This is a genomic window from Paenibacillus sp. J2TS4 (assembly GCF_018403245.1).
Classification (GTDB): domain Bacteria; phylum Bacillota; class Bacilli; order Paenibacillales; family NBRC-103111; genus Paenibacillus_L.
This window is the reverse complement of the sequence record NZ_BOSH01000007.1, coordinates 138,191-155,776: the sequence shown is the minus strand read 5'-3', so window position 1 is coordinate 155,776 and position 17,586 is coordinate 138,191. Positions and strand designations below refer to the sequence as shown.

General features: G+C 50.2%; 16 protein-coding genes and 1 riboswitch. Of the genes, 13 read left to right on the top strand and 3 right to left on the bottom strand.

Features of this window, described 5'->3' with window-relative positions:
* Positions 1-61 precede the first annotated feature (61 nt).
* The 5 genes from KJS69_RS16505 (at position 62) to KJS69_RS16485 (ending at position 5,778) form a co-directional block, all read left to right on the top strand.
* Entirely contained in the window at positions 62-1,696 is a 1,635-nt protein-coding gene (locus KJS69_RS16505) for an extracellular solute-binding protein (protein ID WP_213584881.1), read from the top strand.
* Positions 1,697-1,839: 143 nt separating this feature from the next.
* Positions 1,840-1,941, top strand: a riboswitch (TPP riboswitch).
* Positions 1,942-2,024: 83 nt separating this feature from the next.
* Complete coding sequence (locus KJS69_RS16500) at positions 2,025-2,627, top strand: YkoF family thiamine/hydroxymethylpyrimidine-binding protein (RefSeq protein WP_213584880.1); 603 nt, start codon at positions 2,025-2,027, stop codon at positions 2,625-2,627.
* Between the two features lie 14 nt (positions 2,628-2,641).
* Complete coding sequence (locus tag KJS69_RS16495; RefSeq protein WP_213584879.1) at positions 2,642-3,232, top strand: ECF transporter S component; 591 nt, start codon at positions 2,642-2,644, stop codon at positions 3,230-3,232.
* Positions 3,216-5,012, top strand: coding sequence for an ABC transporter ATP-binding protein (locus KJS69_RS16490; RefSeq protein WP_213584878.1), 1,797 nt, complete (start codon positions 3,216-3,218; stop codon positions 5,010-5,012). The genes KJS69_RS16495 and KJS69_RS16490 overlap by 17 nt, the downstream gene beginning before the upstream one ends.
* Positions 4,993-5,778, top strand: coding sequence for an energy-coupling factor transporter transmembrane component T family protein (locus KJS69_RS16485; RefSeq protein WP_213584877.1), 786 nt, complete (start codon positions 4,993-4,995; stop codon positions 5,776-5,778). Before KJS69_RS16490 ends, KJS69_RS16485 begins: the two co-directional genes overlap by 20 nt.
* 12 nt (positions 5,779-5,790) lie before the next feature.
* On the opposite strand, the gene KJS69_RS16480 is transcribed toward KJS69_RS16485, so the two are convergent.
* Complete coding sequence (locus KJS69_RS16480) at positions 5,791-6,375, bottom strand: GNAT family N-acetyltransferase (RefSeq protein ID WP_213584876.1); 585 nt, start codon at positions 6,373-6,375, stop codon at positions 5,791-5,793.
* A 188-nt stretch (positions 6,376-6,563) separates the two neighbouring features.
* Here KJS69_RS16480 and KJS69_RS16475 point away from each other — a divergent pair, with 188 nt between their 5' ends.
* The 3 genes from KJS69_RS16475 (at position 6,564) to KJS69_RS16465 (ending at position 10,841) form a co-directional block, all read left to right on the top strand.
* Positions 6,564-9,134, top strand: a complete 2,571-nt coding sequence (locus KJS69_RS16475; RefSeq protein WP_249730573.1) for a TPM domain-containing protein — start codon at positions 6,564-6,566, stop codon at positions 9,132-9,134.
* Positions 9,135-9,415: 281 nt separating this feature from the next.
* A complete protein-coding gene (locus tag KJS69_RS16470) occupies positions 9,416-9,844 on the top strand; it encodes a ferritin family protein (RefSeq protein ID WP_213584874.1) in 429 nt (142 codons plus the stop codon).
* A gap of 322 nt (positions 9,845-10,166) precedes the next feature.
* Positions 10,167-10,841: a hypothetical protein gene (locus tag KJS69_RS16465; RefSeq protein WP_213584873.1), complete on the top strand. Its 675-nt coding sequence runs from the start codon at positions 10,167-10,169 to the stop codon at positions 10,839-10,841.
* 111 nt (positions 10,842-10,952) lie between these two features.
* On the opposite strand, the gene msrA is transcribed toward KJS69_RS16465, so the two are convergent.
* Both msrA and KJS69_RS16455 read right to left on the bottom strand, forming a co-directional pair.
* A complete protein-coding gene (msrA, locus tag KJS69_RS16460) occupies positions 10,953-11,933 on the bottom strand; it encodes a peptide-methionine (S)-S-oxide reductase MsrA (RefSeq protein WP_213584872.1) in 981 nt (326 codons plus the stop codon).
* Positions 11,934-12,098: 165 nt separating this feature from the next.
* Positions 12,099-12,809 carry a gamma-glutamyl-gamma-aminobutyrate hydrolase family protein gene (locus tag KJS69_RS16455; RefSeq protein WP_283777468.1) on the bottom strand — a complete coding sequence of 237 codons (711 nt, stop codon included), beginning with the start codon at positions 12,807-12,809 and terminating at the stop codon, positions 12,099-12,101.
* A 503-nt stretch (positions 12,810-13,312) separates the two neighbouring features.
* Here KJS69_RS16455 and KJS69_RS16450 point away from each other — a divergent pair.
* The 5 genes from KJS69_RS16450 (at position 13,313) to KJS69_RS16430 (ending at position 17,571) form a co-directional block, all read left to right on the top strand.
* Positions 13,313-14,080, top strand: a complete 768-nt coding sequence (locus tag KJS69_RS16450; RefSeq protein WP_213584871.1) for a YwmB family TATA-box binding protein — start codon at positions 13,313-13,315, stop codon at positions 14,078-14,080.
* 181 nt (positions 14,081-14,261) lie between these two features.
* A complete protein-coding gene (locus tag KJS69_RS16445) occupies positions 14,262-15,092 on the top strand; it encodes a DUF4097 family beta strand repeat-containing protein (protein ID WP_213584870.1) in 831 nt (276 codons plus the stop codon).
* Positions 15,093-15,190: 98 nt separating this feature from the next.
* Positions 15,191-15,493, top strand: a complete 303-nt coding sequence (locus KJS69_RS16440) for a hypothetical protein (protein WP_213584869.1) — start codon at positions 15,191-15,193, stop codon at positions 15,491-15,493.
* A 246-nt stretch (positions 15,494-15,739) separates the two neighbouring features.
* Positions 15,740-16,333 carry a uracil-DNA glycosylase gene (locus tag KJS69_RS16435; RefSeq protein ID WP_213584868.1) on the top strand — a complete coding sequence of 198 codons (594 nt, stop codon included), beginning with the start codon at positions 15,740-15,742 and terminating at the stop codon, positions 16,331-16,333.
* A gap of 134 nt (positions 16,334-16,467) precedes the next feature.
* The gene (locus KJS69_RS16430) at positions 16,468-17,571 is read left to right on the top strand and encodes a PRK06851 family protein (RefSeq protein WP_213584867.1); all 1,104 of its coding nucleotides are present in this window, start codon (positions 16,468-16,470) and stop codon (positions 17,569-17,571) included.
* Positions 17,572-17,586: the final 15 nt, after the last annotated feature.

The window sequence follows — 17,586 nt, the reverse complement described above, 5'->3', positions numbered from 1 at the left end:
CATGCGGCAATCGGTTTCGAGTAAGGCAAATTAAACACACAATGGGGAAAGGGGAAGTCCAATGCGCGTAAAACAATTAGCAGGTGGATCTATATCGGTAATTATGGGGGCCATGCTCATACTTACCGGTTGTGGAAAATCAGAGCCGGCTCCGGCGGCTAACCCGACACCGGAATCATCCGCGTCCGTTCAGCCCTCAGAGGCGCCTAAGCCGGATGATATGGGTAAAAAGTATGACATCGAGTTCTTCGTCCCTACAGGATCGGGCGGTTCCATTCCAAGTCCGGATAAGGATTTTGTCAAAAAAGCGATTGACGAGAAATTTAATGTCAATCTTAAAGTGACCCATATGGCTGCCGGTCCCGATTCAACCAATAAAGTGAATGTGCGGTTTGCCTCCAATACTCCGCCTGATTTAGCGGTAGTCACCGGACGCGACTCCCAGACTTACGCTAAAGATGGATTGGTTGCCGATCTGCGTCCCTTTATGACTAAAGAGGCCATGCCTAATTATTATAAGTGGATCAGTGACAGCGAATTCACAGGCTATTATACGATAGAAGGGGTGGACGATGGTCTTCGCGCGCCGGTTCCGTTCGATCTGCAGCCTTACAGCTCCTGGTATATTCGTAAAGACTGGCTGGATAAATTAGGCCTGGCGGTACCGACCAATTATGAAGAGACGCTGGAGGTTATGCGCCAGTTCACATTCAATGATCCGGATGGAAATGGCAAGGATGACACTTATGGATTCAGCACTTCCGGCAACGGAGCCAATGTCGGATTCGACTGGCCTCAATGGGTGAAGAACGGATTCTATTCTTCGATGTATATTGATGAGGGGAAGCTCATTGATGCCGGATCTAACCCGGACACCGTCAAGGTGCTGCTGGAAATCAAAGATATGATCGAAGAAGGGATCGTTGATCCTAACTGGTTCTTGAATAAGGGAACAGAACACTTCAATAAGATCATCGAGGGCAAGGCAGGAATCGTTAAAGCCGGCGGTCGCGACTTTGCACTGGAGGGAGTGGAGACGAGTGCGGTCAATCGGGCAAGGCAAATCAATCCGGAGGCCGATATCGTTCCGTTCAATCCTTTCCCGGATGCCAAAGGAATCACTTCTGCACCCCAGGGCTCTAATGGCTTCGTCGTTCCTAAAACGTTAGCCGAGCAAGATCCGGACAAAGTGCACAGAATGATGGCCATTCTCGATTTCCTGGCCAGTCCGGAAGGCTTCCTCCTGACACATTACGGTTTGGAGAATGAGTCCTATACAATAGAAGGCAACAAGGTGACCTTGAAGCCGGATGTCATCCAGAAAATCAATACCGAGAATGGAAAGTTCCTGCAAATTTACGATTTCTTCACCCGAGTTTCCAATCCGGCGCCTATTGGGCTCGAAATTATCAATCCTAACGAGACGGATCGAGACCGGGCTATCGTTGAGCAATTGCTCAGCTATAAATACGTACCATATACCGGAGGGCCTTACGTGACTCCGCCGGCCGGCATCAATATTGCCGATTACCGGAAGGAAATGAACTCGACCCATGCCAAAATTGTATTCGGTGATTTGCCAGCCGACAAGTGGCCTGATTATTTGGAAGAATTAATGACCAAGCATAAGGGCAGAGAAATATTCGACAATTACACGAGACAAATTCGCGAGGGCGGCGGATTCGACGCAAAATAGATCGAGCGGAGCGAGCTGACATTCCCTTTGCCAAAGTCAGAGGGGATGTCAGCCATTCGGTGAAATGGACCCGATCGCTCATTGACAAATGACAGGTACTCTACTACGATAAGATTCAAGCAATGAAAAAACTGCATATTCATTCAATGCACTAGGGGTGCCGTAAACGGCTGAGACGGATGCTATCCGATCCCTTTGAACCCGATCTAGGTAATGCTAGCGTGGGGAAGTGTAGCTGCACAATGTCTTTATTGCCTTGTGTTTAAACTGCATCTTACCCGGGTGCAGTTTTTTTATTTGCTAAAAAATTTTTATGGAGGGTGTTAGAATGTCACCATTAGATTGTGGAAGCAGTCGAATCGTTGGCTGCCGCTTCTCGCTTTATCCGATGTCGGACCGGTTTGTAGACATCATACTGGGAGTGCTGGAGCGGGTTGACCGGTCCAAGGTATGGATGAGCACAGATGATATCAGCACCTGTATTCGAGGCAAGGCTGTTCATGTGTTCGATGTTGCCAAGGCGGTATACGTCTATGCCGCCGCCACTGGAAATCATGTCGTATGGAACGGGACGTTCTCTGTCGGCTGTCCGGGGGACGGGGAAGGAGATGTCTACTTGTCCGAGGATGAGGAGAGGATGAATGAGTCCGATTTACAGCAGCATTCCATCGAGACGGCTTGCCAGTTCGCCCTGTATCCGCTGGGGAAACCGGATTATATGCAGATCATTTATGAGCAGATCGAACGGGCTAAAGCGCGTGGAACCTTTAGCGGCGGCGCTCATTACGCGAGCCGGCTGGATGGGGATGCACATGTAGTGTTTGCGACTTTGGAGGAGGCGTTTGTTCAGGCAAGCGAGAGGGCTTCCCATGTAACGATGACCGCGGCCATCTCGGCGAACAGCCCTTCCAGGAAGCCGGACAGAGGGTGAAGGAGGCTGCTGCAATGAAACGATGGAAGCTGCGTGAGGTGGTTGTGCTTGCGGCCTTATCGGTCGTTTTTGCCGTAGTCTACCTGGCCTTTCTCCAGTTCGGCAACGTTCTCGTCGGTCTGATGGGCCCGATCGGCTACGAGTTTATCTTCGGCATCTGGTTCATCGTCTCTATCATATCCGCGTATATTATTCGCAAGCCGGGAGCGGCCTTCTTATCGGAAACGATGGCAGCAGCGATCGAACTGCTGATGGGCAATGTTGCCGGCCCGAGATTGCTGCTGTCGGCAATGATTCAGGGGCTGGGGGCGGAGGCGGTCTTTGCTGCTACCGGCTGGAAGCGTTATTCGACCTGGGTGCTGGTCTGCGCGGGAATGGGCTCGGCGGTATTCAGCTTCGTATGGGGCTTCTTCGTCTCCGGTTATGCGGCTCTTAATCCGGGATATGTCACCGCTATGTTCGTCATTCGCCTCATCAGCGGCGCCTTGCTTGCCGGCCTGTTGGGCCAATGGGTGGCCGATGGATTGGCGAAGACCGGGGTGCTGCGAGGCTTTGCCATTGCCAAATCCGCAAGGAAGAAAGAGCGCCATGATCTTGCCGGCTAATTCGGACCTGCTGAAGGTTCGTCATTGGACATTCGCTTACGACGAGGAGTCCTCTCCGATCATTGACCATGTCAGCTTCGGGATAGCCGAGCAGGATGCAGTTCTGCTGCTGGGACCCAGCGGATCGGGCAAAAGTACGCTCGCCTACTGCATGAACGGTCTCTATCCGGAAGCGGTGGACGGACAGGCTAGCGGAACGATTCAACTGCAAGGTCGGGAAATAAGCTCATACAGCCGGTCGGAAATCAGCAGCCGCGTCGGAATGGTCTTTCAGGATCCGGAAAGCCAATTTTGCATGGTGACCGTCGAGGATGAGTTGGCTTTTGGCCTGGAAAATATAGCGGTCCCTCCGGCGGAAATGGATGCGCGAATGGAACGGGTGCTGAATTGGACGGGGCTGACCGAATACAAAAAGTCCAGGCTCCATCAGCTCTCGGGAGGCATGAAGCAAAAGCTGGCCTTGGCCTGCGTTCTGGCGATGGAGCCCAAGCTCCTCATTCTGGACGAGCCGACGGCTAATTTGGACCCGCTATCGACGCGGGAATTTGTCCGCTTGATCGATCGTTTGCGGAAGAGCCGCTCCCTGACGCTTCTGATTATCGAGCATAAGCTGGATGAATGGATGGCGGTGGCTAACCGGGCTTTGGCGATAGACCGCCGAGGAAAGCTCGTGTACCAAGGAGGAGTGAGAGATTTCTTCCATCGACACGAGGAATGGAACCGGGAGGAAGGGCTATGGATTCCGACCGCCTATACGATGGGGGTGGATTGGCGGGCCAAAGGGATTTATGCCGGCAGTCAGAATCCGCTGACGGAGCAGGATCTGTTGGCGGGAGTTCAGGAGCCCATCCGGGGGCTCGCTGATTTGCAGGCCGCGCTTCGCTTCCCGGACAGTGGATGTGAGGGGGACTTGGCGGCAAGCGGGTCTGCCACGACCCGATCCCATTCCCATCGGGAGCAGCTCCATACGAAGCCGCCTGTTATGACGCTAAACCGGCTTTCGTATTCGCGCAAGGATAAGCCGATTCTGCAAGAACTCAGCCTCGAGGTTTATCCGGGGGAGCTGCTCGCCATCGTCGGGCCTAATGGGGCAGGGAAGACGACGCTGTCCCATGCACTGGCCGGGATTCTATCCGGCCCCAGCGAAGGAGAGGTAAGGCTCTACGGCCGCCCCCTACCCACCTGGAGTGAAAGAGAGCTGCGCAGGCAGGTCGGTCTTGTATTCCAGAATCCCGAGCATCAGTTCGTCACTGCCTCGGTATACGAGGAGGTGGCTCTGGGGCTGCGGATTCAAGGCAAGCCGGAGCGGGAGATAAGCGAGCGGGTAGAGGAGACGCTTAGAGTTTTTCGCTTGGCGGAGCTGGCTGCGGAGAATCCGTTTACCCTCAGCCAAGGGCAAAAAAGAAGGCTGAGCGTGGCCTCCATGCTGGCCGATGAACAGAGCCTTCTCGTGCTGGACGAGCCAACCTTCGGCCAGGATGCATACACGGCGGGGCAGCTTATGAGTCTGTTGGTCCAGTTGAAGGAAGGGGGCAAAGCGGTCGTTATGATCACGCATGATATGGAGCTGGTACGGCAGTATGCCGACCGGGTGATGGTCCTGATCGCCGGCCAACTCCGCTTTGCAGGCTCTCCTTTTCAATTATGGGATTCATCCAGTGAGCTTTTGGACGAGGCCCGGCTCTTGCCGCCTATGTCGGTTTCTGTATGGAAGAAGCTCGGGGAGAATGCCAATCCTATAGATCGAGAGGGGTTGCCTCATGTTATTGCAGAGCATTAATCCGAGTATCAAAGTGGCCGTCGTGCTCGTTTGCGTCTTTTTACTCGCCCTCGTGTTCGATCCGCTCACTCCGCTACTCTTTTTAATATGGACGGTCGGAGTCACCTTTCTGTTTGGTAAAGTTCCAGTCAAGAAGTGGCTGTTGTTTTTCTCTCCTTTCCTAATAGTTGCTTTTGGCTATGTATGGACGGCGGTGTTGTTTGCTAAAGTGCCGGAGGGAGGCGTGGAAACGATACTCTTCCGGTGGGGATGGCTGGAGGTGACCCGGGAAGCATTGGTCCGTGGCGGATCGTTGGCTTTGCGGATGCTCAGCTTCGCGGCCCTGTCCCTTATGTTCGTCTTCACGACGGATCCTACCCGCTTAATGCTCAGCTTGATGCAGCAGTGCAAGCTGTCCCCTAAGCTTGCTTACAGCATTATGGCGGGGTATCGCTTCCTTCCGTTATTCAAGGAGGAGCTGCAAATATTACAAAATGCGCACCGGGTGAGAGGACTCGCCCGGAGAGGGGGATGGCGGGAGAAGCTGAAGCAGATCGGGCGTTACGTCATCCCTTTATTGGCGAGTGCTATTCGTAAGGCGGAAAGAACCGCTATAGCGATGGAATCCAAAGGTTTTACCGGCGCTCGGGAGCGGACCTTCTATCTGACCGTTACGGTCCAGATCCGGGACTGGATATTCCTCGGGAGTATGCTCGCGGCTCTGATGCTTTCTTTCTATATCTCCTGGAAGCTCGGCTTGCTGCAGTGGTATGCCGGGCAATTGTAACGAAGCTTGCGGCTATTGCTTGATGTGCGCCTCCTCTAATTGTATGGGCTTCACCATCCGGATGAAATGGTAGCCGCTAACGGTCAAGGCGCCGTCGGGCCTGTAGCCTAAACGTTCGTAGAGGCGAGCTGCGTTCGGGTTATTGATGTCGCATAGAAGCGAAAGCTTCTCAAATCCCTTCTCCCGTCCATTCTGTTCAAAGGCCTGGATGAGCTCGGTCCCGATTCCCTTTCCTTGATAAGCAGGGTTCACCGCTAGCGAGTCCAAATAATATTCGTCCTCTTTCGCTTCCTTCTTGAGAGATACAGGGGAATCTCCATTCAACGCCCGCAGCCTCTCCATATAAGGAAGATCCAACTGCTCGCTGAGGCTTCCATGATACGCGGTGAGCAAGCCGACCGCTTTGCCGTCCAGTTCTTTGACGATGATGTTCTCATAGCTATAGCGGTTGCCTTCCTGCTGATAAAATTGCCCCAGCACGTCCAATGCTTCTTCGAGATCTGACGTTCCCGCTATCGTGTTGGCGATCCGGCCGATGGCGGAATGGATAAGGGGCACCGCTTCCTGGACGTCGTTTTTTTGGGCTGGGCGAATCATGATTATACCCTCCTCCTGAATGATTTTATGGTGTTAGTCGAGTCTTGTCTTTATTATTCGACAGGATACGACCCTTACTGACATTATAATGTTGAAAAGGAGGGTGTTATATCTACTCAATACCCTCTAATTTAAGTATACTAAAATCAGGAGCTTTTTTACAAAAAGGGGGTTGAGCTGTGAAGAGAATGGCCTGCTTTCTACTCTTGTGTTGTTTGTTTGTAAGTCCGCTTATTGCCTTGGCTGCGGATATACCCGGTAAGAATGGAACGGTGCAGGATTTGGCAGGAATGTTTCGTGATGAGGCGTTGGCCTCGCTGGAACAATCGGCGCAAGGCCCTCTTTATTCGTTCTACATATTAACGATTAACAGCTTGAACGGTGAGGATCCATCCGAGTATGCAACCCAGGTATTTAATGGATGGGAGCTGGAAGATAAAGAGATCTTGCTTCTTATAGCAAGCCAGGAGCAGCGGATCGAGATGAACTTTGTAAATGACGATCTGCTGCGAGCCATACGGTCCGTGTATGGGGAGGACGGGGAGAGTGGAGAAGTCGTCGGACAGTTGACGATGGAGCATTTTATTCCCGCTGCCAAAGAGGGGGATTTCGCGCAGGCGAGTCTAGACTTGATGGAGGCGGTCCATCAATTGCCACAACCCGAACTGGGTGGCAGTACGTCTGTTCCTCCTGATTCCGCACGGACAGAGGTCCCTGTCCAAGAACCATCGTCCGCTAATACTGGCGATCCGGAGCCTGTTGAGAGTCGTTGGCATTGGCAGATACAGTGGAGTTGGACGGAATTATTCCTCTATTTCTCACTGGCCGTTATCGCATTCATTGTTCTCTATGGGACCCTGTTAAAATTCCAATGGTTCAGATTGCGTACTCAGGTGAGACGGTTGCTTGTGGAGGTCAGTCACGGGAACGATGCACTGAGACCATTTGTCGGCCTTGTTCAAGGTCAAACCGAAAAGGTTGTTAACCAGCTTAATGATCAGTTGACTCAATTGTTGATTGATCTCGGCAAACTGCAAACGGATTTGGAGCCGCGTATATTTTTACTCAAGCTGAAAACTCTTCGTCAGGGCGTTAGAAAGGGGCAGCAGCAGCTTAAGCAATCATCGGCATCCTTTGCAGAGGTTCACCCGGGTGTAACCAGGGTCGTGGAAGTTGACCGTTCAGTAACGAACACGGTACAAGAGCTGTCCGGGCAATTAGATGCCTTGGAATCGGAGGTTAAACAGCTAGCAGAGAAGCATTCGTTCCCCTTAACTAGAATGTTCGAGGAGAAGGGCGAACTGGAAGCGGATTTGAATCAGGTCCGGGATCTTAAAGTGTTCGATCCTTTGGAAGCGAACGAGGCGGCTTCTCGACTGCTGATTAATATGGGCAAAGCGGTTCAGGGGGCCAAGGAGTTTCCTCAAATGTTGGAGAAATACAGTACTTTCCCCCAGACCGTATCTGATTGCCGAAGAGAAATCGAGCAAATTGTAGCCAGCAACAGCTTGAAATTGCTCCGGATGAATCCTTATTTCATGCTGGAAGAGGCGAAACAATGCACAGCGCCTCTATTCGCGGAGCTGCAAATCGGGAGTATGGAGAAGGTTCGGAAAATAGTCGAGCAAATGGATAGTTTGCTTGCTAAGGCGCTGGAAATGACGAAGAGACAGGCGTTTCTGAGGCATAAAAATAAAAAGGATATCGAATATATAGAACAAAAGCTCGCCCAGTTTGCTGCAGAGGGGCCGGCTCTCGACGATCTTCTCGCAGATATGCAGAAGCGATTCGTCCAGGAGCATTGGGCGGATCTGGCCGTAGGCCTGCAGGCCGCGAAGGGGTCGCTGCGAGACACTACGGTAAAGCTTCCCGAGGTAATAAGATTAACCGATGACGATCATCAAGAATTCGAGGAGGCAAGAGAATCGATAGATGTCATGCTTCGCTGCCTGGCTGAGATGGATCAGACGGCCCAAGGCTGCAGAACCACTTCGAGGCAATTGAACGAAGCGATTGAATACCAGCGAAGGGATGCGGACCTTAACTGGAAGCATTATATGGATGCGGTGCAATTAGTAAAAAGAAAAGGACTGCGATTTTCTGATGGAATGGGGGCTGAACAAGCCCAAGCGATAATTCACGATCTGTTCCAAAAGCTTAACTTCGTGCTTAACACGCCTCCTTATTCGATGGATGAAATTGAACGTCACGCTAAGCAAATTTCATCCCAGTCAAGCGCTTTTATTACGAGAGTCAGACGGGCGTTGGAGGAGAAGGATGAAGCACTTAGAAGTTTGAGTCAGATGCAATCCCGCTACCGTTCGATAGTTAGCAAGACACGGAAGAAAATTAGCATTAAAAGCTATGATAGAAGGTATAACTCGATTATTAATCAAGTGGAAAATTTAATCACCGCCGGACACTACTTTAGTGCGGTGGAGCAAGTAAATACGATTAGAGGAATTACGAACGAAATGGAGAGAGAGTACTCACGCAAGCTCTCGGCTGAACGAGCCGCAGCATCTTCCTCCTCTTGGGGATCGTCCTCCTCTGGCTCATCCTCAGGGTCATTTTGGGGTTCGAGTTCCAGCTCTTCACGGAATTCCTCTGGCGGCTCGTCATGGGGTTCGGGATCTTCAGGGAACTCCTCCGGTGGTTCATCCTGGCGTTCCTCCAGTTCTTCACGGAACCACTCTGGCGGTTCCTCTTGGGGCTCCGGCTCGAATAAAAATAATAAATCCGGCGGTTCTAACTGGTAGTTGGTTCTGTTTTTCGGATTTACCCAAATAGGCTAGCCTTCCGGCTAGCCGTGATTAATTTGAATATCATTAGGTGGCGGATTTCCATAAGGTGCAGATAGGACTTAACCGACAGAAGCGAAAAACCATCACCTGATAGGCTGGAGTCACATATGTTGATAAAAAACAAGGAAAGGAAGAAGACGAAGGTGAATGGTTCAATTTATGGGCCGGTCAGTTATCCTTGGAATGGAAGCTTGTGGGGTTACCCTTCTTTAAATACCGGATATGGGTTTAGCCCAGTGTCTTGGACTAGATCGGATGGGCAAACAGATAGCTCTCTGGCGAAAAGCCTGGAGAAGGCCATTAATGGAGAGCATAATGCGATTCGGACCTATGCGTGGCTGGCTAAAAAAGCGCCTAATGAACAATTTCGTAACATCATTACGGATATTCAGAAAGATGAGGAACGGCATTATCGGGCTTTTTCCGAATTTTATTCACAGCTGACAGGAGGCCAAAAGCCGCATATAGAAGAGGCCCCGCTGCCGACCTCTTTCAAGGAAGGGGTAGAAGAGTCCATTAAGGATGAGTTGGAGGATTCCAAATTTTATTTGGAATTATCGGAATCAGCTCCGCCGCAAATTCAAAAAGTGCTGCTGAGGGCCTCTCAGGATGAGCAGCGCCACGCGACGTGGTTCTCTTACATCTGGAACAAGCTGAGGAAATAAGCCCAAAATATTCGATAGGGAAAGGCGGCTTTTCCGCCCCTGCTCTTGGACGAGAGCGGGGGCTTTTTTTATAAGGGTAAAGAGTGATGAGAAGGTAAGAAATAGTCCTTTGGACCTGACGGATAAGGCCTTCTATTTATTCGATAGACGGTCTTTTTTTGATAAGATGAAGCTTGTCTGTACAGTGGTGGAAAATGCTGCCCTAAAAGGATGGCTGACAGAGCTTCATAGGATGGAGGGGCGGTTGGAGAGCGATGGAAAAAGGGGCGGGCAGTCGGAGACGCGCCAGAAGGAGAAGTAATCGGTGCAGGGAGGAGAAGTTATGGGGAAGCATGCGAATGTTGTTTTATATAGTGTGCTAATAATTTTGTTGCTGATGTTGACGGCATGCGGTCATAAGGACGAATCTTCTGATCCATTGCCAAGTGAGACGCCCGGAGATAGGCTCGATCAGGAAAAGGGTCCGGAAGGAGATACATCGATTCCAGAAGATCGTAAAAACGCTGATTATGAAGTAGAACCGGGAAGTAAAGCGGAGGACGCCTCTAAATCCAAAAACGCCCCTGCCGATCAGGGTGAAGTTAATGTATGGATTACAGGGGAAGCGACGGTTAACGAGAAGACTATTACGGTGTCGGGCCAAACCAATCTGCTTCCGGGCTCGTCCATTAATGGAGATATAAGTGCCAAAGGATACACGGTATTCGGATACAACGATAAAAGCACGGTGGAACCGGACGGCCATTTTGCCATGGAAATTAAGAAGCCGAAGGTGCAGGGAAGGGCAGACATTATGATTTATTTCCGTCCAAGCGCGGAAAGCGAATCAGTGCAGGAGGTTTATGGGGCGGCAGGGGAGCAGCTGGAAGGGCCCTATGTGTATCGTTACGAAGAGGCCGGAGAAATCCGCCGGCAGAAGGGGGAGAAGCTTCAAGGGGAATATGTCACTACGGAACAGACTAACGAAGGAGCACTTAATAAATTGAGGTCAAGATGAAAATTAATAGTAAAGAATAAAAAATATATGCCTGCTAAACGGAAAAGAACCGGAGATCATGCCCGGTTCTTTTATTTATCCAGCAGTTATAGAATGAACGGCCCGACGGATTTATTTCCCTTCGTGTTCAAATAGATGGAGATACTCCCCATAGCCTTCCTCTTTCAGTTTATCTTTCGGAATAAAGCGCAGCGAGGCGGAATTAATGCAATACCGCAATCCGGTTGGAGCTGGACCATCCTCAAATACATGACCGAGGTGGGAGTCCGCTACCCGGCTTCGGATTTCGGTGCGAACCATGGAATGCTTCAAATCCAGCTTTTCTTTTACGCTGTGGGCTTGCAAGGGCTTCGTGAAGCTTGGCCAGCCACAACCGGAATCGAACTTATCGAGCGAGCTGAACAGCGGTTCTCCCGACACGACATCGACGTAAATGCCTTCCTCCTTGAAGTCCCAGAATTCGTTGCGAAAAGGAGGCTCTGTGGCATCGTTCTGCGTCACTTCATATTGTACCGGGGTTAACAGCTTTCTTAAATTCTCTCGGTCGATCTTCCGACCCCAATGCTGCTCGATAAAATCGTCCCGACCGGATCCCTGACGGTAACGGCGGTAATGCGCCGGGTTTTTGTGATGGTATTGCTGGTGGTGCTCCTCTGCGGGATAAAATACAGCCGCCGGAAGAATAGGCGTGACGACAGGCTTCTCGAAGCGGCCGCTTTCCTCCAGCTCTTTCTTGGACTGCTCTGCCTCTTTCCGCTGGTTTTCGTTATGATAGAAGATTGCCGTACGGTAAGAGGTTCCCCGGTCGAAGAATTGTCCTCCGGAATCCGTTGGATCGATCTGCATCCAGAAAATTTCCAGCAGCTTTCGGTAGGGGAAGATGGAGGGATCATAGGTAATCTGCACCGCTTCGTAATGTCCCGTCGTGTCGGAACAGACCTGTTCATAAGTTGGATTTTCGGTCTGCCCTCCGGTATAGCCAGACACGATTCCGATGATACCGGGAAGCTCCTCGAAAGGGGAAACCATGCACCAGAAGCATCCTCCAGCGAATGTGGCAAGCTCGTATTCACGTTCCTTTTGTAGGACCATATCGAATCCTCCTCTATATTTAATGGCTGCTTCATTTGTTAAACATCAATTGTCTTCATTTTAATTTTACTTCATCCAATTAGCAAATGAGGAAGAATCCGCCGTGTATTCTCCACTTGTTAATGGTACATTCTAGCCTAATTTTGGCTGCCGAATTAGAGGATATTATGAATGCTCACAGGCCTGGACGAAAGCTTCAAACAGCTTGGCGGACAGGCTGTCGGTCAGGGCGGTATGCTCGGGATGCCATTGGACGCCAAGGACAAAGCTTGCATCGGGGTGTTCAATCGATTCAATGACGCCATCGGCTGCCCGGGAGGAGATTCGGAAGCCCGGGGCGGGCTTTTTGACTGCTTGATGATGGAAGCTGTTGACCTTGACTTGCTCTGTACGGGCAATGCGGTGGAGGAGAGTGTCTTCCAGGATGGTAATATTATGGCTCCTATGCGACCGCGGAGCTTTCTGGGAATGTTGAATGGCCTCGTGTTGTGAATTTAAATCTTGATACAGACTTCCTCCGCAGGCAGCATTCAGCAGCTGGCAGCCTCTGCATATGGCGAATATCGGTTTATCCGCAGCTATAAAACGCCGGGTCAGCATCATTTCCAGCGAATCGCGAGCAGGGGTCACCGTGCCGAGTTGGGGAATAGGGTCCTCCCCGTACCATTCCGGGTCGATGTCTTCTCCTCCGGATAATAGCAAGCCATCTAAAGTATCGGTTAATTGCTCGATATCGCTCTGTTCCTTGATGATGGGAATAGCGATTGGTAATCCCCCTGCTCTGAGAATCGCATCGGTATACACATGCCCCAGATAAATCTGTTCTTCATTCATATAAGAGGTGACTCCAATTAGAGGCTTGATCTGAATGACCACCTTTCTCCATGAGTTAGTTTCAATTTAGTTTCATTGTACTCCTCCCTGATCGCAGTTAGAAGTGGTGAGAAGCAGGGAATAGGGAGGCTTTTTTTCTGGGCAGGCAAGTATTTTCAATGAGAGCTTTAATTGTTTGATTATATGTAATTTTATACTATTTTGCAGGTGGTTAGGGGATTTTGTCTGACCAAAATAGGAAGGATTTTGCCTGGTTTAGTCGAATTTCGGTCGTTCTTTGTAATATTTTATAATACTAAGTAATGCTGAATGTCGTATGCATACCTCTAGCTCCTTAATTTTTCTATAGGGGTTATCGGAGATAGCGGATTTAGGCAAGAGTCGGATGACTAATACGCAGGAAGTTCTATCCGTTCATCTCTTTTAGTAGTTTAGATAATGATAGATTGGGAAAGCTAGATAGTAGATGAGATCTCGATCATCTCTATGAAATGGCTTCAGTAGAAGCTTTTCTTATCGCCAAATAGAAAGGTGGAGGGAATAGGATGAACAAGAACGCTCCAGTATCGATATCTGTTGGCCGGGTTGCAATGATCGTTGTTATTCTTGTTGCTGTTATGGGTTGGAACCAGTTTCGAGCGGTGGCAGACGCAGGCCAGACAGAGAAGGGTTGGAGTGAGTTGCTGCGTTTGGCGGACACTTTATATGATGAGGCGAAGCTAGTAATCTATCAAGAGCAGCCCTATCTTGCGTTCGAAGATATCAGCCACTTTGAAAGTTTGGGGCGGGACTTGGCCCGCCAGCTTGAGCTGCCGGCGGGTCATCTGAAGCAATCTTCAGACGGACGTCCTTCCTATGACACGAGAGCCCCCGGGTATGGGGGGATGGTATTGATGAGATTAGCGGCGCTGGACGATGGTCAGACATCTTACCTGACGATTCGTTGGGAAGGTTCCTTGGAGGAAGCCCGTTTGGCACAAGAGTGGCAGGAGCGGGTGACTCACGCGCAGCCAGGGGAAGATCATAAGGCAGGCTGGAGAATAAACATTCAGGGCGGAATGAATAGCACATGGAAGGAGCTTGCGGACAAAGAGGCCGTAATCGAGTACATTCAAGAAGAGCTTAAGGCCAGTCGTGTAGACCGATATGAAGACTCCGGCAGCCTGAGTGTTTCCTTGACTTCTCCGCTGTTGCAGGAATATGTTCTTAGCGGCAGTGATCCAATTCATGCACAAGCTGCGGTACATCGCGTGACGGAAACCGGAGCCTGGAGATTGACGTTAGGATCTCCAATGATTACTACGGAATACTGATGATTCATGATCTGCGTAAAGGATACTCGTGACTTGAGTCATGAGTTGTTGACAGAATTGGTGATAGTACAGTCCGTTTGATGAGCGGACTGTTTGTTTTTCTAGCCGGGCTCCCGTTATAATGACAAATGAGAATAAAATCAGTAATCACTTTATCGCAAGGGGGAGAAGGGTCTTCACTATGAAGGGGTTTATGAAATTGGTCCTGGCCGCGTTGTTTTTTGTGGCGGTTATCATTTTTGTATGGATTTCGAACGGCGGGCTTTCCGGAATAATGAATACACAAGTGATGACAGAACATTTGGAGGATGCGGACAAGGTTGAGAGATTGGTCATTCAAACCGGCAGCATGGATGTGGATCTGGTTCCGACGGCTGCGGATCAAATAAAAATTACACTAGAGGGAAAGGCAAGCCGGAGCTTTCAGAAGAAAATCGATCTGAACATAAAAGAGTCTGAAGGGACATTAGATGTCAAGGTGCTTCTTTCGAACCAGGTGGGCTTCCGATTTTCTGTCCCTAATGTCACCCTCAGGATTGAACTGCCTGAGAAGGCCTATAAAGAGTTGCAAATAGAAACATCAAGCGGGGATATGACCCTTCATTCGGTGAACTCTGCCTATATTTCTCTAAAAAGCTCTTCAGGAGATATTACCGCAAGAGGCTATTCGGCCGACCTGTTAAAATTTAAAGCATCTAGTGGAGATATCCATCTATCCGAAGGCGGAGCCGAGCTTCAGGGGGAAACCAGCTCCGGAGATATGAGAATTAGCCTGGCGTCTCTTCAATCGAATATCAATCTGGTCTCCTCTAGCGGAGATATTGACATCAAGCTGGGAGAGGCTCCTTCCGCGCTGAATTTGGATTTTCGCTCCGCTTCCGGGGATGGCCGAGTAGGGCTGGAAGGCTTCGAATATGAAACGGATAAATCGAATCGGATTATCGGAAAAATAGGTAGTGGGGACATAAATATTAAAGTAAAAACAAGCTCAGGCGATTTCTCCATGGATTGATCTTGTAAAAATAGGCGCTGGTTTCTAGTCCCTGTTTCGGGCGAATGCATATGCTATAGGAGCCTAATGATTATTCATGTAAAGGAGACAGTTTTGCAATGAGTTATTTTAATCCGCAAACCCCTGGTGTTTTGCCCTATTCCTACTCTCCTTCGGGCTTTCCTTCTCATTCTGCGGGACCTTGGTCTGCATCTCCCCAGCATGCAGTCAATCCTCGTGTATTATTAGACAGGGTTCGTCCTTTAGTGAATTATGGACTGCGAGAAGCCCATAAAACGGGAGTCCGGCATGCAATGACAGAAGTCGCTTTGATCGCGTATTTAATGGGAATGGGATATTCTCCCCAACAGGCTCATAAACTTGTGGAGTCTTGGGAGATTGACGAGACGTTTCCAAGATAAATTAGAACGCAACCGATAGCTGAAGTACTGAACCGGCAGAGTTTTTCTGCCGGTTTTTGTTTATCGGTCGCACATCCTCGAAAGACTCCGATAAGAGTTTTTCTCATTGATAACGCAAAATTGGACAAGCTAGAGAGGGAATAAGCTAGAGACGGACAACATGGATGAGGCAGATATGCCAGAGGAAAAGACGTGAAACTAACGGAAGAGAGTTAGAAATGAAATATTAAGGGAGTTGAGCAGAAGATGTTTAAAGCTGTCAGTTGGAGGGAAGAGCCCGCCCCTGAGCATGCCAGGGACTGCCGAAACTGCGAGCTGGCTGACCAGCGAACCCGAGTCATTTGGGGGGAAGGCCACCCTGAGGCGTCTGTGCTCGTTTTGTTGGACAATCCTGGCGAGAGGGAAGACCGGGAAGGGCAGCCCTACGTTTGCGGAACCCGGCAAACGTTGCAGAAGGCGGCAGGGGAGGTCGGATTTACAGAAGACGATCTGTACGTCACCTACCTGCTGAAATGCCGGCCGCGGAGAGCCTATGACAAAGAGAAGGCACGGGCCGCTTGCCGAGGACATTTGATGCTGCAGCTGGAGCAGAAGCTGCCCCGGTTTATTTTCTGCTTAGGGAATACGGCGGTCCAGTCCTTTCTCGGAGATCCGGAGGCCGAAGTTAAGCAGATGCGAGGCCGTTGGTTGGAAGTCGATGGCCGTCATCTTCTTGTTTCCTATCATCCGTTAGCGGTTCGTCGCAGGCCAAACCTATACTCCCTTTTTGTCGAGGACTGGAGAAGGCTGTACGAACGTTATCATCTAGAACTAGCTAAGACCAATTCGGCATTGCGATGAGTTGCGTGATGAGTACGGGGCTGGATCGGCCGTTAGCCTATATAAGCATATAGGCAAACACACATCATAAGCTAATGCATATACTGATCTACGTAGAAGCGAGAGTGATGAGGCAATGAAAGGAGTGGTAGTTGATGTCAGGCAAAGCGAAATCTTATTTTATCGTTGGGAATACGGCTCAGGGAACCTATAGCTTATTTGATTCGGCTTATCGGAACATTAAAACTCTATATAGTATTACGGGAGGACCGGGAACGGGCAAGTCCGCCATTATCCGGAGCATTGCGGACAACCTGATATCTCAGGGCCGGGATGTGGAGCTGTACCATTCTTCTCTCGATAGCAACGATCTGGATGGGCTGATTGTAACGGATTTGCAGGTGGGGTTAATTGATGGGACGGTCTGTCCGGAAGCCTTCCGGATAAACGAAATCAGCGGAGGGGAATTACAGCAAAATTATGATCTCGATGAGGCCGTCGATCGGAACGCCTTGCAAGCGAATGAGAGCCGGATGGCTGAACTGCAGGCGGAAATAGACCGTTGGTATGCCAATGCGATTGAGCATTACCGGAATGGGCTGCGAATTCATGACGAATGGGAGAAGTTTTATATAGAAAGCATGGATCATGCCAAGGCCGATGAAATAACTAAACAGCTGGCCGCTTCTTTGTTCGCTGAGCGGACACTGATCAAACCGGCCGAGGTGAGCCACCGGTTTCTCGGCGCAGCCACTTCCAAAGGCTCCGTCGATTACATCATGCCTTTGACGGAGGGGCTCGCGAGGCGGATTTTTGTCAAGGGGCGTCCGGGATCGGGAAAATCGACGATGATGAAGAAGCTGGCCGCTGAGGCGGAAAGACAAGGGTACGACGTGGAAGTGTTCCATTGCGGCTTCGACCCCAACAGTCTCGATATGCTGATTTTCCCCGAGATTGATCTGGCCATCTTCGACAGTACGGCTCCCCATGAGCACTTTCCTTCCCGTGAGGGAGATGAAATATTGGATATGTATGAACAAACGATCCCACAAGGAACGGATGAAAAATACGCAGAGCCTATCGCCTTTATATCATCGCGGTATAAATCGGCGATGAGCGAAGCCAATGCGTGTTTGGCAAAGGTAAAAAGCTTGCGCGACGAATGGAAGCAACTGTACAGAACCGGGGTGGATCCAGTCCGGGTGGAAGAGATCGCCAGCCAGATCCGCCGGGAATTCGCGGAGCAGGTGCAAGCATAAGATAGACGATGCAAG

Excerpts from the sequence above, each read along its gene's own strand:
- KJS69_RS16495 (WP_213584879.1), top strand. The coding sequence starts at position 2,642 with ATGAAACGATGGAAGCTGCGTGAGGTGGTTGTGCTTGCGGCCTTATCG.
- KJS69_RS16435 (WP_213584868.1), top strand. The coding sequence starts at position 15,740 with ATGTTTAAAGCTGTCAGTTGGAGGGAAGAGCCCGCCCCTGAGCATGCC.
- KJS69_RS16500 (WP_213584880.1), top strand. The coding sequence starts at position 2,025 with ATGTCACCATTAGATTGTGGAAGCAGTCGAATCGTTGGCTGCCGCTTC.
- msrA (WP_213584872.1), bottom strand. The coding sequence starts at position 11,933 with ATGGTCCTACAAAAGGAACGTGAATACGAGCTTGCCACATTCGCTGGA.
- KJS69_RS16480 (WP_213584876.1), bottom strand. The coding sequence starts at position 6,375 with ATGATTCGCCCAGCCCAAAAAAACGACGTCCAGGAAGCGGTGCCCCTT.
- KJS69_RS16465 (WP_213584873.1), top strand. The coding sequence starts at position 10,167 with ATGGGGAAGCATGCGAATGTTGTTTTATATAGTGTGCTAATAATTTTG.
- KJS69_RS16430 (WP_213584867.1), top strand. The coding sequence starts at position 16,468 with ATGTCAGGCAAAGCGAAATCTTATTTTATCGTTGGGAATACGGCTCAG.
- KJS69_RS16490 (WP_213584878.1), top strand. The coding sequence starts at position 3,216 with ATGATCTTGCCGGCTAATTCGGACCTGCTGAAGGTTCGTCATTGGACA.
- KJS69_RS16505 (WP_213584881.1), top strand. The coding sequence starts at position 62 with ATGCGCGTAAAACAATTAGCAGGTGGATCTATATCGGTAATTATGGGG.
- KJS69_RS16485 (WP_213584877.1), top strand. The coding sequence starts at position 4,993 with ATGTTATTGCAGAGCATTAATCCGAGTATCAAAGTGGCCGTCGTGCTC.
- KJS69_RS16440 (WP_213584869.1), top strand. The coding sequence starts at position 15,191 with ATGAGTTATTTTAATCCGCAAACCCCTGGTGTTTTGCCCTATTCCTAC.
- KJS69_RS16475 (WP_249730573.1), top strand. The coding sequence starts at position 6,564 with ATGGCCTGCTTTCTACTCTTGTGTTGTTTGTTTGTAAGTCCGCTTATT.
- KJS69_RS16450 (WP_213584871.1), top strand. The coding sequence starts at position 13,313 with ATGAACAAGAACGCTCCAGTATCGATATCTGTTGGCCGGGTTGCAATG.
- KJS69_RS16445 (WP_213584870.1), top strand. The coding sequence starts at position 14,262 with ATGAAGGGGTTTATGAAATTGGTCCTGGCCGCGTTGTTTTTTGTGGCG.